This window comes from Sphingomonas glacialis (genome assembly GCF_006439055.1).
Taxonomy (GTDB): Bacteria; Pseudomonadota; Alphaproteobacteria; order Sphingomonadales; family Sphingomonadaceae; genus Sphingomonas; species Sphingomonas glacialis_A.
This window is the reverse complement of record NZ_RCZC01000001.1, coordinates 379,172-392,906: the sequence shown is the minus strand read 5'-3', so window position 1 is coordinate 392,906 and position 13,735 is coordinate 379,172. Positions and strand designations below refer to the sequence as shown.

The 13,735-nt window shown below is 67.7% G+C and carries 10 protein-coding genes; 6 read left to right on the top strand and 4 right to left on the bottom strand.

Annotated features, from left to right (window positions below):
• Positions 1-18 precede the first annotated feature (18 nt).
• Positions 19-2,763 carry a [protein-PII] uridylyltransferase gene (locus tag EAH76_RS01825; protein WP_140847229.1) on the bottom strand — a complete coding sequence of 915 codons (2,745 nt, stop codon included), beginning with the start codon at positions 2,761-2,763 and terminating at the stop codon, positions 19-21.
• Positions 2,764-2,839: 76 nt separating this feature from the next.
• Here EAH76_RS01825 and EAH76_RS01820 point away from each other — a divergent pair, with 76 nt between their 5' ends.
• Entirely contained in the window at positions 2,840-3,727 is an 888-nt protein-coding gene (locus EAH76_RS01820; protein WP_140847225.1) for an ion channel, read from the top strand.
• A 67-nt stretch (positions 3,728-3,794) separates the two neighbouring features.
• On the top strand, positions 3,795-4,487 hold the full coding sequence (locus tag EAH76_RS01815) for a GNAT family N-acetyltransferase (RefSeq protein ID WP_140847222.1): 693 nt from the start codon (positions 3,795-3,797) through the stop codon (positions 4,485-4,487).
• A 15-nt stretch (positions 4,488-4,502) separates the two neighbouring features.
• Here EAH76_RS01815 and mutS read toward each other — a convergent pair whose 3' ends face one another.
• A complete protein-coding gene (gene mutS / locus EAH76_RS01810; protein WP_140848314.1) occupies positions 4,503-7,076 on the bottom strand; it encodes a DNA mismatch repair protein MutS in 2,574 nt (857 codons plus the stop codon).
• 111 nt (positions 7,077-7,187) lie between these two features.
• A complete protein-coding gene (locus tag EAH76_RS01805) occupies positions 7,188-7,940 on the bottom strand; it encodes an SDR family oxidoreductase (protein WP_140847218.1) in 753 nt (250 codons plus the stop codon).
• Between the two features lie 99 nt (positions 7,941-8,039).
• On the opposite strand from EAH76_RS01805, the gene EAH76_RS01800 reads away from it, so the two are divergent.
• The 4 genes from EAH76_RS01800 to EAH76_RS01785 all read left to right on the top strand — a co-directional run bounded on the left by EAH76_RS01800 (position 8,040) and on the right by EAH76_RS01785 (position 12,803).
• The gene (locus tag EAH76_RS01800) at positions 8,040-8,426 is read left to right on the top strand and encodes a winged helix-turn-helix transcriptional regulator (protein ID WP_140847215.1); all 387 of its coding nucleotides are present in this window, start codon (positions 8,040-8,042) and stop codon (positions 8,424-8,426) included.
• 60 nt (positions 8,427-8,486) lie between these two features.
• A complete protein-coding gene (locus EAH76_RS01795) occupies positions 8,487-10,745 on the top strand; it encodes an NADP-dependent malic enzyme (RefSeq protein WP_140847212.1) in 2,259 nt (752 codons plus the stop codon).
• A gap of 75 nt (positions 10,746-10,820) precedes the next feature.
• Entirely contained in the window at positions 10,821-12,116 is a 1,296-nt protein-coding gene (locus tag EAH76_RS01790; RefSeq protein WP_140847208.1) for a glycoside hydrolase family 130 protein, read from the top strand.
• A gap of 63 nt (positions 12,117-12,179) precedes the next feature.
• Positions 12,180-12,803 carry a retropepsin-like aspartic protease family protein gene (locus EAH76_RS01785; RefSeq protein ID WP_140847205.1) on the top strand — a complete coding sequence of 208 codons (624 nt, stop codon included), beginning with the start codon at positions 12,180-12,182 and terminating at the stop codon, positions 12,801-12,803.
• Positions 12,804-12,941: 138 nt separating this feature from the next.
• Here EAH76_RS01785 and EAH76_RS01780 read toward each other — a convergent pair whose 3' ends face one another.
• A complete protein-coding gene (locus tag EAH76_RS01780) occupies positions 12,942-13,730 on the bottom strand; it encodes an SDR family NAD(P)-dependent oxidoreductase (RefSeq protein ID WP_140847201.1) in 789 nt (262 codons plus the stop codon).
• Positions 13,731-13,735 lie beyond the last annotated feature (5 nt).

Here is a 13,735-nt window from a genome sequence, read left to right as displayed (position 1 = left end):
CCGTGGACCCGTGCAGCGTCATGCCGCGTCGGCCATCCGCTCCCCGGCGGCGGCAGCCAGGAGACGGCGTTCGATCGTCTTGAGCCGGCTCGCCGCCGCGATCTTGTCGCCGGTCAGATCGGTCAGATAGAAGGTATCGACCGCGCGCTCGCCATAGGTCGCGACATGCGCCGAATGGATCGTCACGCGCGACTGGAACAGCGTATAGGCGAGCTGGTGAAGCAAGGCGGGCCGGTCGCGTGCATTGACCTCGATGACAGTGAAGCGGTTCGACGCCTTGTTGTCGATCAGCACGTTGGGGACGATCGCGAAGGCTTCCGCGCGCGGGCGGGGGAGGGGTTTCGCCATCAGCCGGTCGATCATCTTGCCGCGATTGGCGAGCGCATCCTCGATCGATTGCTTGAGCCGCTCGAGTTGCGCGGCCTCGTCGAACGGGCGGCCGTACGGATCCTGGACGAGGAAATTGTCGAGCGCCATGCCGTCGCGCGTGGTGTGGATCCGCGCGTCGATGATGTTGCCGCCCGCGACGCTGATCGCACCCGCGATGCGGTAGAACAGCCCGGGATGATCGGCGGCGTAGATCGTGACGAGCGTCGCGCCGCGTTCGGGATAGACCTGCGCGGCGATCGACAGCTGCGCGTCGCCCGCCTCGGCGACGAGGCGCGCATTGCGGGCGATGACGTCCTCGGGCTCGGCGACCCAATAGGGCTCGGGCAGCCGGCGGACGAGCGCGTCGAACTGTTCGGGGCTCCAGCCGAGCAATTCGCGCAGTGCGTCTTGCTTGACCGCGACGCGTTCGCTGCGGCCCTTCTGCTTGTGGCCGAGCCGCAGCACTTCCTCGGCCGATTCGTAGAGCGTCGCGAGCAGCTGGCGTTTCCAGCCGTTCCACACGCCGGGTCCGACCGCGCGGATATCGACGATCGTCAGCACGAGCAGCAGCCGCAGCCGCTCGGGGCTCTGCACGATCTCGGTGAAATCGAGGATCGTCTTGAAGTCCGACAGGTCGCGCTTGAACGCGGTTGCCGACATCAGCAGATGGAAGCGCACCAGCCAGGCGACGGTCTCGGTCTCGGCAGGCGACAGGCCGAAGCGCGGGCAGAGGCGATGCGCGACTTCGGCGCCGAGGATCGAATGGTCGCCGCCGCGCCCCTTGGCGATATCGTGGAGCAGCACCGCGACATAGAGCGCGCGGCGTGAGACGATCTGGTGGAGCAGCACCGAGGCGAGCGGGTGGTCGGCCTCGAGTTCGCCATGCTCGATCTTCGACAGCAGGCCGATCGCGCGGATGGTGTGCTCGTCGACGGTGTAGTGATGGTACATGTCGAACTGCATCTGCGCGACGACGCGCGCGAAATCGGGAACGAAGCGGCCGAACACGCCGGCCTCGTTCATCCAGCGCAGCACGATTTCCGGGTCGCGCGGCGAGGTCAGCACGTCGAGGAACAGCGCGTTGGCGGTCGGGTCCTGCCGGATGTCGTCGGCGAGCTTCGCATCGCGCGCCGCGGCACGCATCGTCAGCGGATGGATTTCGAGGCCATGCTTGTCGGCCAGCGCGAACAGTTCGAGCAGCCGCGTCGGTTTCTCCGCAAGGAAGTCGTCGCTCGGGATGGCGAGCCGCCCGCGGATCACGGTGAAGCCGTTGAGCTTGCGCGGCGACCGGCGCAGCGTCGGCAGCCCGAAGCGCCGCCCGCGCGCGGCGAACTTCTCGTCGAGATGCGCGAGGAACACGCCGGTCAGATCGCCTGCCGTCCGCGCCTGCAGGAAGTAGAATTGCATGAAGCGCTCGACCTTCGATTTGCCGGGGCGGTCGGCAAAGCGCATCCGCTCGGCGATCTCGCGCTGCAAATCGAAGGTCAGCCGGTCCTCGGCACGGCCGGATATGTCGTGGAGATGGCAGCGCACCGCCCAAAGGAAATTCTCGGCGCGGTGGAACTGGCGATATTCGTCGCGGCTGAGCAGCCCCGCCTCGACCAGGTGCGCGGGCTCGCTGACATTGTAGGCGAACTTGCCGATCCAGAAGAGCGTGTGGAGATCGCGCAGGCCGCCTTTGGCTTCCTTGACGTTGGGTTCGACGACATAGCGCGTGTCGCCCATCTTCTTGTGGCGCACGTCGCGCTCGGCGAGCTTGTCCGCGATGAACTGGCGCGCATTGTCGGCCTGGACCTCGGCCTTGAAGCGGTGCGCCGCCGCGTCATAGACGCTTTGGTCGCCCCACACGTAGCGGGCTTCGAGCAGCGCGGTGCGGATCGTTACGTCGCTCTTCGCCTGGCGCACCATCTCGTCGAGCGAGCGGCTGCTATGGCCGACCTTCATGCCGAGGTCCCACAGCGCATAGAGGATCGTCTCGATGACCTGTTCGGTCCAGCCGGTCTGCTTCCAGGGGGTGAGGAAGCCGACATCGACATCCGAATAGGGCGCCATCTCGCCGCGGCCATAGCCGCCGACCGCGATGATCGTGATGCGTTCGGCGGCGGTCGGGTTGCTGTTGGGATAGAGCCGCTCGGTCGTGAAATCGTAGAGCAGTCGGAGCAGCTGGTCGGTCAGGAAGGCCTGGCTCGCGGCGATCTCGAGCCCGCGCGAGGGATGTTCGATCAGCCGCCGCGCGATCTCCTCGCGTCCGGCATCGAGCGCCGCCTTGAGCAGCGCGGTGCCTTGCGTGCGGAGCGCCGCTCTGTCGCCAGCAAGCGCGGCGAGCGCATCGGCGAGGCTGCGCCGGTCGATGATCGCGCGGCGCTGGGGGACGGATTCGAAGCGGGAAGCCATGCAGCGCAGATAGGGGGTAAGTGCGCGTCCGTCCACGCGACTTGACGTAAGCGCGCGCCTGTCCAAGGTTCGCGCCATGCCGAGATCCCCGCGTCGCCAGATCGTCCAGATGGGCGGCTTCCCTGCCGTCAAGACCGGCGGGCCGTCGCCCTATGGCGATCTCTATTACGGCGTGATGGAGATGAGCTGGCCGTGGTTCATCGCGCTCGTCTCGGCGAGCTTCGTCGCGATCAATCTGGTGTTCGGCACGATCTACGCGCTGCTCCCCGGTGCGATCGGGACGATGGAGCCCGGATCGGTGATCGACGGCTTCTTCTTCTCGGTCGATACGCTCGGCACCGTCGGATACGGCGTGATGGCGCCGGTGACGCGGCTCGGCCATGCGATCGCGGCGGTCGAGATCCTGATCGGGTTGTTCTTCTCGGCGACGATCACCGGGCTGATCTTCGCGCGCTTCGCCCGCCCGCGCGAGAGTTTGATCTTCAGCGACGTCGCGGTGATCGGGCGCTATCTCGGCAGGCGCGCGTTGATGATCCGCGTCGCCTCGAAGCGGTCGCGCCCGCTCGCCGACGTGACGGCGCAGATGAGCTGGCTCGAGACGGTGCATCTCGGCGATGGCCGCACCTTTCGCCGGCTAAGCGAATTGCCGCTGGTGCGCAGCAGCAATCCGATGCTCGGACTGGCCTGGACATTGGTCCATATCCTCGACGACGATAGCCCGGTGCTCACCGCTCTGGCGAACGCGAACGACCGCTTTCTGCTGACCTTATCGATCAGCGGGATCGACACGCTGCTGGCGAGCCAGTCGCTCGGCGGCAAGCGCTATGACCGCGAGACGGTGCTGATCGACCATGAGTTCGTCGATGTGATCAGCGAGGAAAACGGCACGACGCACCTCGATCTGCGCGGTTTTCACAAGACCGTGGCGATCGCCGAGCCGGTGCTGACGATCGACGCGTCGTGAGCGGCGCGGCGGCTTTGGGCGCAAGCCGCGGGACGCGCGGCGGCGCGCGCTGTGGTCGAGCACCCGCATGACCGATCCGACGCCCGCTGCCACACCGCTCGACCGTCCCGTCTGGCACAGCCTCACCGGGCGGCATGCCGCGCTGGCGATCGGCGATGCGCGGGCGCTGCGCTTCCGGCCCGACGTCAATCTGTTCGGTGCCGCTGCCGACGCGTCGCCCGAAGCGCTTACCGCGCTTGCGGCGTTGGTCCCCGCGCAGGGCGTGCTGGCGACGGTCGGCATCGGCGCGGCGCCGCCGCTGCCGGGGACCGTGGTCGAAGCCGAGCGGCGGCTCGACCAGATGGTCGCGACGCGGTTGAACCGCGCCGGCCGGACGATCGACCTTGTCCCGCTCGGCGCGGCCGACGCTGCCGAGATGTTCGAGCTCGCGACGCTGACCACGCCCGGGCCGTTCTTTCCCAACACCTATCTGCAGGGCGGCTATGTCGGCGTTCGGCGGCGTGGGCGGCTGGTCGCGATGGCGGGCGAGCGGATGAAGCTGCCGGGCTTCACCGAGGTGAGTGCGGTCTGCACGCATCCCGATCATCGTGGGCAGGGCTATGCGCGTGCGCTGATGGAAGCGGTGATCGCGCCGCGGCTCGAGCGCGGCGAGGGGGTTTTCCTGCACCATTATCCGGATAACCCGGCGGTCGCGCTCTACCGGTCGATGGGCTTCGTGTCGCGCGCGGCGATGACGCTGACGCTGTTCGCGCGCGCTTGAAAACGCGCGCGGCCGCTATTCGCGCGTGAGCGCCTTGAGCCGGTAGAGCGTCTCGAGCGCCTCGCGCGGGGTCAGCGCATCGACGTCGAGCGTTTCGACTTCGGCGCGGATCGCGTCGCATTGCTCTTCCGCCACTTCGATCGCGGCGGCGAACAGTGGCAGGTCGTCGAGCCCGGCGGCGAGGCCGCCGGTCTTGGCGCGGCCGGCCTCGAGCTTGCTCAGCACGGATTTCGCGCGCGCGATCGTTGCCGGTGGCAGGCCGGCGAGCCGCGCGACCGCGAGGCCATAGCTGCGATCGGCAGGGCCTTCGGATACCTCGTGGAGGAGCACGAGTTCGCCCTTCCACTCGCGCGCGCGGACATGGTGGAGCGTCAGCGCGTCGCAGCGCTCGGCGAGGCGCGTCAGCTCGTGATAATGCGTCGCGAACAGGCAGCGGCAGCGATTGTCCTCATGGATCGCCTCGACCACCGCCCAGGCGATCGCGAGCCCGTCATAGGTCGAGGTGCCGCGCCCGACCTCGTCGAGGATGACGAAGCTGCGCGGCGTCGCCTGTGCGAGGATCGCCGCGGTTTCGACCATCTCGACCATGAAGGTCGATCGCCCGCGCGCGAGATTGTCCGACGCGCCGACACGGCTGAACAGCCGATCGACGAGGCCGAGCGTCGCGGCCGTGGCGGGGACATAGCTGCCGGCTTGCGCGAGCACCGCGATCGCGGCGTTCTGGCGCAGGAAGGTCGATTTGCCGCCCATGTTGGGGCCGGTGACGAGCCACAGCCGCGAGTCTTCGGACAGGCGGCAATCGTTGGCGACGAAGCGCTCGCCGCGCTTGGCGAGGGCGTCCTCGACCACTGGATGGCGTCCGCCGACAATGTCGAAACAGGCGTGATCGACGAGCGCAGGGCGGGCCCAACCACCTTCGGTCGCGCGTTCGGCCAGCCCGGCCGCGACATCGAGCCGGGCCAGCGCGTCGGCGGTGGCGGCGACCGCTTCGCGCTTGGCGAGCGCGGCCTCGATCAGGTCCTCGAGATGCGCGGCCTCGGCTGCCAGCGCATGCGCGCCGGCCTGCGTGACTTTCAGCGCGACTTCGTGGAGTTCGGGCGCGTTGAAGCGGATCGCGCCCGCCATCGTCTGGCGATGGGTGAAGCCGCTGTCGGGCTTCATCAGCGCATCGCCGAAGCGCGCGGGGACTTCGATATGATAGCCGAGCACGCCATTGTGGCGGATCTTCAGCGCGGTGACGCCGGTGCGGTCGCGATAGTCGGCTTCGAGCGCGGCGATCGCGCGACGTCCGCCCGCGCCTGCATCGCGCAGGTCGTCGAGTGCGGCGTCATAGCCGGGCGCGATATAGCCGCCGTCGGACGCATCGATCGGCGGGCTTGCGACGAGTGCGCGCGTCAGCAGGTCGATCAGTGCGCCGTGGCCGCGCAGGGCCGGTGCGAGCTCGTCGAGCAACGCTGGCGGCTGCTCGATCTTGCCGAGCCGCTCGCCCAATCGCCACGCGCCGTCGAGCCCGTCGCGGAGCTGCCCGAGATCGCGCGGCGAACCGCGCCCCGCGGCGAGGCGGCCGAGCGCACGGCCGATATCGGCCATGCTGCGCAGCGTGCCCCGCAACGCCTCGCGCAACCCCGAATCCTCGGCGAGCAAGGTTACCAGATCGAGCCGCGCCTCGATCCGGCCGCGGTCCATCAGCGGCGCGCCGATATCGGCGGCGAGCAGCCGCGCGCCAGCGGCCGTCACGGTGCGATCGACCGCGTCGAGCAGACTGCCCTTGCGCGCGCCGTTGGTGGTCTGCGTCAGTTCGAGGCTCTCGCGCGTCGCCGCGTCGATCGCCATTTGCTGCGTCGTTTGCGCGAGCCGCGGCGGGCGCAGGAAGGGGATCGCGCCCTTGGCGGTATGGTCGAGATAGGCGACGAGACCGCCTGCCGCGGCGAGCGCGGCGCGGCCGAACTGGCCGAAGCCGTCGAGCGTCGCGACGTCGTAGAGCGCCTTGAGCCGCGTCTCGCCGCGGCCGCTGTCGAAATCGGTGCGTGGGCGCAGCATCGTCGCGGTCTCGGCAAACGCCGTCGCTTCGGACGCGATCGTCTCGGCCGGCGCGAGCCGCGCGAGTTCGGCCCCCAGACTGGCGGCATCGCACTCGATCAGCTCGAAACGCCCGGTCGAGATATCCGCCGCGGCAACCGCGACGCCGCCCGCCGCCTCGCCGATCGCGACGCACCAATTGGCGGTGCGCGCATCGAGCAACGCTTCCTCGGTCAACGTCCCCGCGGTCACCACGCGAACGATCGCGCGCGACACAAGCGTCTTGCCGCTGCGCTTCTTGGCGTCGGCCGGGCTCTCGGTCTGCTCGGCGATCGCGACGCGGTGGCCGGCCTTGATCAGCCGCGCGAGATAGGCGTCGGCGGCGTGGACCGGCACGCCGCACATCGGGATCGGCACGCCGTCATGTTCGCCGCGCGCGGTCAGCGCGATGTCGAGCACCGCCGCGGCGATCCTCGCATCGTCGAAGAACATCTCGAAGAAATCGCCCATCCGGTAGAACAGCAGGCAATCTGTCGCTTCGGCCTTGAGCGCGAGATACTGCGCCATCATCGGGGTCGGCGCGGATGCGGCAGGTGCGGGGGGAGGGGTCAGCGGAGGCGCCATCCGCGTCCGATACCGCCCCCACCCCCGAAAGGAAACCGCCCGCGCGGTTCTTACCCGTCAGTGCGCGGCGTTGAGCCGCGCATAGACCGCGTCGTACCGCCCCTCGCGCTCGGCATCGCGCAGGAATTTGACGCGCTCGACGGTGTTTTCCGGGCCCTCGGGGTTCGCCGCGAGCAAGGCCATCGTCTCGGCGATATAGGCGTCGAGCGGCATCGAATTGAGATCTTCGGCATGGCCCGGCATCAGATCGGTCGCGACCGCGGGCGGCGCGATCTCGATCACGTCGATCCCGGTTGTGGCGAGCTGCGAGCGCAGCGCCTGCGACCAGCTGTGGATCGCCGCCTTGGTCGCCGAATAGGTCGGCGTGGCGACGAGCGGGACGAAGGCGAGCCCCGAGGAAACCGTCAGGATCGCGGCATCCGCCTGGCGGCGCAGCTGTGGAAGCAAGGCGGCGGTTAGCCGGATCGGGCCGAGCAGATTGGTCGCGATCATCGCTTCGGCGTCGCGCACATCGTACGGCTCGGCGGTGAGCGTCTCGGCGCGCATGATCCCGGCATTGTGGATCACGACGTTGAGCGCGGGATGATCGACTACGATCTGCGCGGCGAAGCGCGCAATGTCGGCGGCATCGGCGACGTCGAGCAGTGCGGTCGCGATTCCGGGCACGTCGTGCGCGAGCGCTTCGAGCGGGGCGGCACGGCGCCCGGCGACGATCACCTGGTTGCCAAGCGCGTGAAACTGCTCCGCCAGCGCGCGGCCAATGCCCGATCCGCCGCCGGTGATGAGAAGGGTGTTGCCGGTCATCTTCATGAAAATTCTCCTGCCGCAATGACACGGGGGCAGATATGCGCTACGCTCTCCATTAGAAAGTAGGCACCGAAAGTTGCTATACGCACCTGAAGGAAACTGATGGCCGTCTCGCATGACTATCCCGAGGATCTCGATCCGCGCGTAGAGGCGCTCGTCACCGAGGTGATCGGCCGCGTCGCCGACAAATGGACGATGATCACGCTCGAAGTGCTGACCGAGCATGGCGAGCTGCGCTTTTCGAAGATCGCGCAATTGGTCGAGGGGATCAGCCAGAAGATGCTGACCCAGACGCTGCGCCAGATGGAGCGCGATGGTCTGGTGATCCGTACGATCCATCCGGTGATCCCGCCCAAGGTCGAATATCGCCTGACCGAACTCGGCCTCACGCTGGCCGAGGCGTTTTGCGGCGTATGGGCGTGGGCGGCGCAGAATATCGACCGAATCACCGCATCGCGCGCCGCTTTCGATAGCCGCAGCATCGACTAGGGGCGTTCCCATCGCGCCAAACTCTGCCTAAGGCAGCGCCATTCCAGGAGACCGTCCGCCATGTCCGAAGAATCGAACCTTCAGTTTTCCGAGCGCGAAGCGCTGCTGTTCCATTCCGAGGGTCGGCCGGGCAAGCTCGAGATCATCGCCTCCAAGCCGATGGCGACGCAGCGCGACCTCGCTTTGGCCTATTCGCCGGGCGTCGCGGTGCCGGTGCTGGCGATCGCCGCCGATCCGAGCCTGGCGTATGATTACACCGCCAAGGGCAATCTCGTCGCGGTGATCTCGAACGGGACGGCGATCCTCGGGCTCGGCAATCTCGGCGCGCTTGCGTCGAAGCCGGTGATGGAAGGCAAGGCGGTGCTCTTCAAGCGCTTCGCCGATGTCGACGCGATCGACATCGAGCTGAAGACCGAGGACCCGGACCGGCTGATCGACGCGATCGAATTGATGGAGCCGAGCTTCGGCGGGATCAATCTCGAAGACATCAAGTCGCCCGAATGCTTCATCATCGAGCAGACGCTGCGCGCGAAGATGAACATCCCGGTGTTCCATGACGACCAGCACGGCACCGCGATCATCTGCGCCGCTGGCCTCATCAACGCGCTGTTCCTGACCGGCCGCGACATCAAGACCACCCGGGTGGTGATGAACGGCGCCGGCGCGGCGGCGATCGCCTGCGCCGAGCTGATCAAGGCGATGGGCCTGCCCAACGATCATCTGACGATGATCGATCTGGGCGGCGTTATCTACCAGGGCCGCGACGACATCAACCAGTGGCAGTCGGCACATGCCGTCAACACCTCCGCGCGCACCCGCGCCGAGGCGCTGGTCGGTGCCGACGTGTTCATCGGCGTTTCGGCGGCAGGCGCGTTGCCGGCGGCGGACCTGATGAAGATGGCGCCCAAGCCGATCATCTTCGCGATGGCCAACCCCGATCCCGAGATCACCCCGCCCGAAGCCAAGGCGGCGCGGCCCGATGCGATCATCGCCACCGGGCGCTCGGATTATCCGAACCAGATCAACAACGTGCTGTGCTTCCCGTTCATCTTCCGCGGTGCGCTCGACGTGCGCGCGACGACGATCAACGACGAAATGAAGCTCGCCGCGGCGCATGCGCTGGCGGCGCTCGCGCGCCAGCAGGTGCCCGAGGAAGTCGCCGTCGCGTACGGCGTGCGGCACACTTTCGGCCCCGATTACATCATCCCCGCGCCATTCGATCCGCGCCTCATGGAAATCGTCCCCGTCGCGGTCGCCAAGGCGGCGATGGATTCGGGTGTCGCGACCAAGCCGATCCTCGATCTCGACGCCTATCGCCAGACGCTCAAGGCGCGGCTCAACCCGACCACCTCGGTGCTGACGCTCGCCTATGAAGGCGCCAAGGCGCATCCCAAGCGCGTGCTGTTCGCCGAAGGCGAAGAGGAAGTCGTGCTGCGGGCGGCGATCGCGTTCAAGGATGGCGGCTATGGCACGCCCGTGCTGGTCGGGCGCGACGACGTTCCCGAGCGGCTGCGCGCGCTGGGCGTCACCGATCCCGACACCTATGAGCTCCACAACAGCCGCAAGTCGCCGCTGGTGCCGCGGATGGTCGATTTCCTCTACGGGCGGCTCCAGCGCCGCGGCTATCTGCGCCGCGATTGCGAGCGGATGATCAACCAGGACCGCAACATCTTCGGCGCGGTGATGCTCCAGCTCGGCGAAGCCGATGCGATGATCACCGGCATCACGCGGACCTATGCGCACACGATGCGCGAGATCCGTCGCGTGATCGATCCCGAGGCGGGCCGCACGCCGTTCGGCATCCATCTGATGGTCGGGCAGAGCCACACCGTGTTCATGGCCGACACCACGGTCAACGAACGCCCCAATGCCGAGGAACTCGCCGACATCGCCGAGGGCACCGCTCTCGTCGCCAAGCGGATGGGGCATGAGCCGCGCGTCGCGTTTCTGAGCTATTCGACCTTCGGCAACCCCGAGGGCAATTGGCTCGACGACATCCGCGCCGCGGTGAAGGTGCTCGATGCGCGCAAGGTCAGCTTCGAATATGAGGGCGAAATGGCGCCCGACGTCGCGCTCAACCCCAAGCAGCTCGCCAATTACCCGTTCGCGCGGCTGTCGGGACCGGCCAACGTGCTGATCCTGCCGGGGCTGCAATCGGCCAACATCTCGGCCAAGCTGCTCCGCGAACTCGGCGGCGACGCGGTGATCGGGCCGATGCTCGTCGGCATGGAAAAGTCGGTGCAGATCGCCCCGATGACGAGCACTGCGAGCGAGCTCGTGACGCTCGCCGTGCTGGCGGCGGGGGGAATTGCGCGCTGAGCGGACCCGCGCCCGGCTTCGCACGTTCAGCCGCGCGGGGAGGGTATGGGCCCCGGACCTTGTGAAGGAAATCTGATGCCTGACGGCAAGCCGGTGCTCGACCATTCCGACCTGATCCTCCGCCCCGACCCGGCGCGAACGGTCGTCCGGCCGTTCAGTCTCGAGTATCCCGCGGCCTTCCAGGACGCGGAGCACAGCCGCACGCAAATGATCGTCGAGCGCGTCCTGACGCTCGACGAGGCCGGGCTCGCGGCCGAGCTCGAGCTCGTCACCCATTCGCTCGACGAGCGGCACCGCGATGTCGATGCGATGCTGTTGCGCCGCTATGACGAGATCGCCGCGCAGATGCCCGCGCCGCTGACCACCAGCGCGGCGCAGCGCCGGCTGATCGGCGCCTATTTCAGCGAGGAATATTCGTACGAGGCGGCGGCCTTGTTCAACCCGAGCGCGGTGCTGGTGCGCGACCAGTCGACCGCGCGCGACGGCGGCGTGCGGTTCGTCCTGTCGCTGCGCGGGATCGGCGAGGGGCATGTCTCCTCGGTCGCGTTCCGTACCGGGCATTGGGTGCCGGGCGGCGCGCTGTCGATCGATCCGCCGAGCCCCGTCGCGGTGCCGCCGATCATCGAGGGGGCGAGCCTCGAGGACGGTGCCGTCGTCACGCTGCGCGTCGATGGCAGTCGCGACATTTCGGAGACCGTGCTGTTCCCGGTGCTGCCGAGCCAGCATCAGGGGATCGAGGATCTGCGCCTCGTGCTCTTCACCGACGACGATGGCTCGACCACCTATCACGGCACCTATACCGCGTTCAGCGGCTCGAAGGCGCGCTCCGAACTGTTGTCGGGCGACGGTTCGGAAACCTTCGTGATGCGCGCGCTCACCGGCGATGCGGCGGGGGCGAAGGGCATGGCGCTGTTCCCGCGGCGCGTCGGCGGGCAGTTCGTGATGCTCGGGCGGCAGGATAGCGAGAGCATCTGGCTGCACCGTTCGGACGACATCCTGCACTGGGCAGGCGGCGGCAAGATCGTCTCGCCGAGCTATCCGTGGGAGTATGTCCAGATGGGCAATTGCGGCTCGCCGATCGAAACCGACGAAGGCTGGCTGGTGTTCACCCACGGCGTGGGAACGGTGCGCAATTATTGCGTCGGCGCGTGCCTGCTCGACAAGGCCGACCCCTCCAAGCTGCTCGCGCGCACGCCCGCGCCGATCCTGACGCCGAGCCCGAACGAACGCGACGGGTATGTTCCGAACGTGGTGTATAGCTGCGGCGCGCTGGCGGTCGGGCGCGACATCCTGCTGCCGTACGGCGTCGCGGACAGTTTCACCGCGTTCGCGACGACGACGGTCGATCGCTTGCTGGCGGTAATGGAGTAAGGCGACCGAGATCTAGCTGCGGTCAGCCTTCATAAAGGCGCGCTGGCGCCTTATATTCCGATCGTGACCAACCTCCCCAATCTCGGCCCGCACACGACGCTGTATCTGCTGATCGCCGGCGTGGTGGCGATCCTGTTCCTTGCGCGGCGCGTGCCGGTGCTGGGGCGGCTGTTGTCGTTCGCGATGACCGCGGGCGCGCTCGTCATCGTGGCGTTGCTCGTGGTCGAGCGCGCGCAGTTCGATCCGATGTTCGCGCGCATGGCGCAGCGCTTCCAGATCGGCGGGCAGCAGGTCGTCGGCAAGGAAATGCGCGTGCCGATGGCGAGCGACGGGCATTTCTGGGTGCGCGTGAAACTTGGCGGGGTCGAGCGGCGGATGCTGGTCGATAGCGGCGCGACCGTCACCGCGATCTCGGCCGACACCGCCGCGGCCGCGGGGATCGAACCGAGCGATTCGGTGATGCCGGTGGTGATGCAGACCGCAAACGGCAATATCGCTGCACAAACCGCGACGGTGCCGGTGCTGCGGATCGGCAATGTCATCGCGCGCGATCTGCCGGTGGTGGTGTCGCCGGCGTTCGGCGAGATGAACGTGGTGGGGATGAACTTCCTGTCGCGGCTGAAATCGTGGCGGGTCGAGGAGGGCGTGCTGATCCTCACTCCGCATCATCCGCAGGAGGCGACCTGATCGTCCTTCCGGTCCATGGCGGCTGGAGCCTCCCCTCCCTGGAAGGGAGGGGTCGGGGGTGGGTTGGCCGGTTATCGAACGTCACACCCACCCTAGGCCGACCCACCCCCAGCCCCTCCCTTTCAGGGAGGGGAGGAATCAGGCGTCGATGCTTGTCCCCAGCGCGGCATGCACCAGTCCGCCATCGACCGTGATCGTGTCGCCGATCACATAATCGCCGGCCCGCGACGCCAGATAGATCGCGGCGCCCGCCATATCCTCGTCGACGCCGATGCGCTTGGCCGGAATGCTCTGCGCGATCGCCGAGCCATGGTCGCGCGCCGCCTTGTTCATCTCGCTGGCGAACGCGCCGGGCGCGATCGAGGTGACGTTGATGTGATCGGTGACGAGCCGCGCCGCCATCCGCTTGGTGAGATAGATCAACGCCGCCTTCGACGCCTGGTAGCTGTACGTCTCCCACGGGTTGAGCCGCTGGCCGTCGATCGAGGTGATGTTGATGACCTTGGCGGGTTGTCCAGCGCTCGCGGCGGCCTTGAGCGGCTCGAACAGTGCTTGCGTCAGGAAGAAGGGCGATTTGACGTTGAGGTCCATTACCTTGTCCCAGCCTTTTTCCGGGAACGCCTCGAACGGTTCGCCCCAGGCGGCGCCGGCATTGTTGACGAGGATGTCGAGCCGGTCGGTATGTTCGGCCAATTGCGTGGCGAGCGCCTTGCAGCCCGCGACCGTCGAAACGTCCTGCGGTAGCGCGATGCACTTCTCGCCGAGCTCCTTGGCGGTCTCGAAGCAGGCATCGGCCTTGCGCGCAGAAATGTAGACGGTCGCGCCTTGTGCGATGAAGCCCGCCGCGATCATCTTGCCGATGCCGCGCGAGCCCCCGGTGACGAGTGCAACGCGTCCGTCGAGGCGGAACAGGGTCGTGGTGTCCATTATCT

Coding starts and splice junctions, on each gene's coding strand:
- EAH76_RS01825 (WP_140847229.1), bottom strand. CDS start 2,763: ATGGCTTCCCGCTTCGAATCCGTCCCCCAGCGCCGCGCGATCATCGAC.
- EAH76_RS01820 (WP_140847225.1), top strand. CDS start 2,840: ATGCCGAGATCCCCGCGTCGCCAGATCGTCCAGATGGGCGGCTTCCCT.
- EAH76_RS01815 (WP_140847222.1), top strand. CDS start 3,795: ATGACCGATCCGACGCCCGCTGCCACACCGCTCGACCGTCCCGTCTGG.
- mutS (WP_140848314.1), bottom strand. CDS start 7,076: ATGATGGCGCAGTATCTCGCGCTCAAGGCCGAAGCGACAGATTGCCTG.
- EAH76_RS01805 (WP_140847218.1), bottom strand. CDS start 7,940: ATGAAGATGACCGGCAACACCCTTCTCATCACCGGCGGCGGATCGGGC.
- EAH76_RS01800 (WP_140847215.1), top strand. CDS start 8,040: ATGGCCGTCTCGCATGACTATCCCGAGGATCTCGATCCGCGCGTAGAG.
- EAH76_RS01795 (WP_140847212.1), top strand. CDS start 8,487: ATGTCCGAAGAATCGAACCTTCAGTTTTCCGAGCGCGAAGCGCTGCTG.
- EAH76_RS01790 (WP_140847208.1), top strand. CDS start 10,821: ATGCCTGACGGCAAGCCGGTGCTCGACCATTCCGACCTGATCCTCCGC.
- EAH76_RS01780 (WP_140847201.1), bottom strand. CDS start 13,730: ATGGACACCACGACCCTGTTCCGCCTCGACGGACGCGTTGCACTCGTC.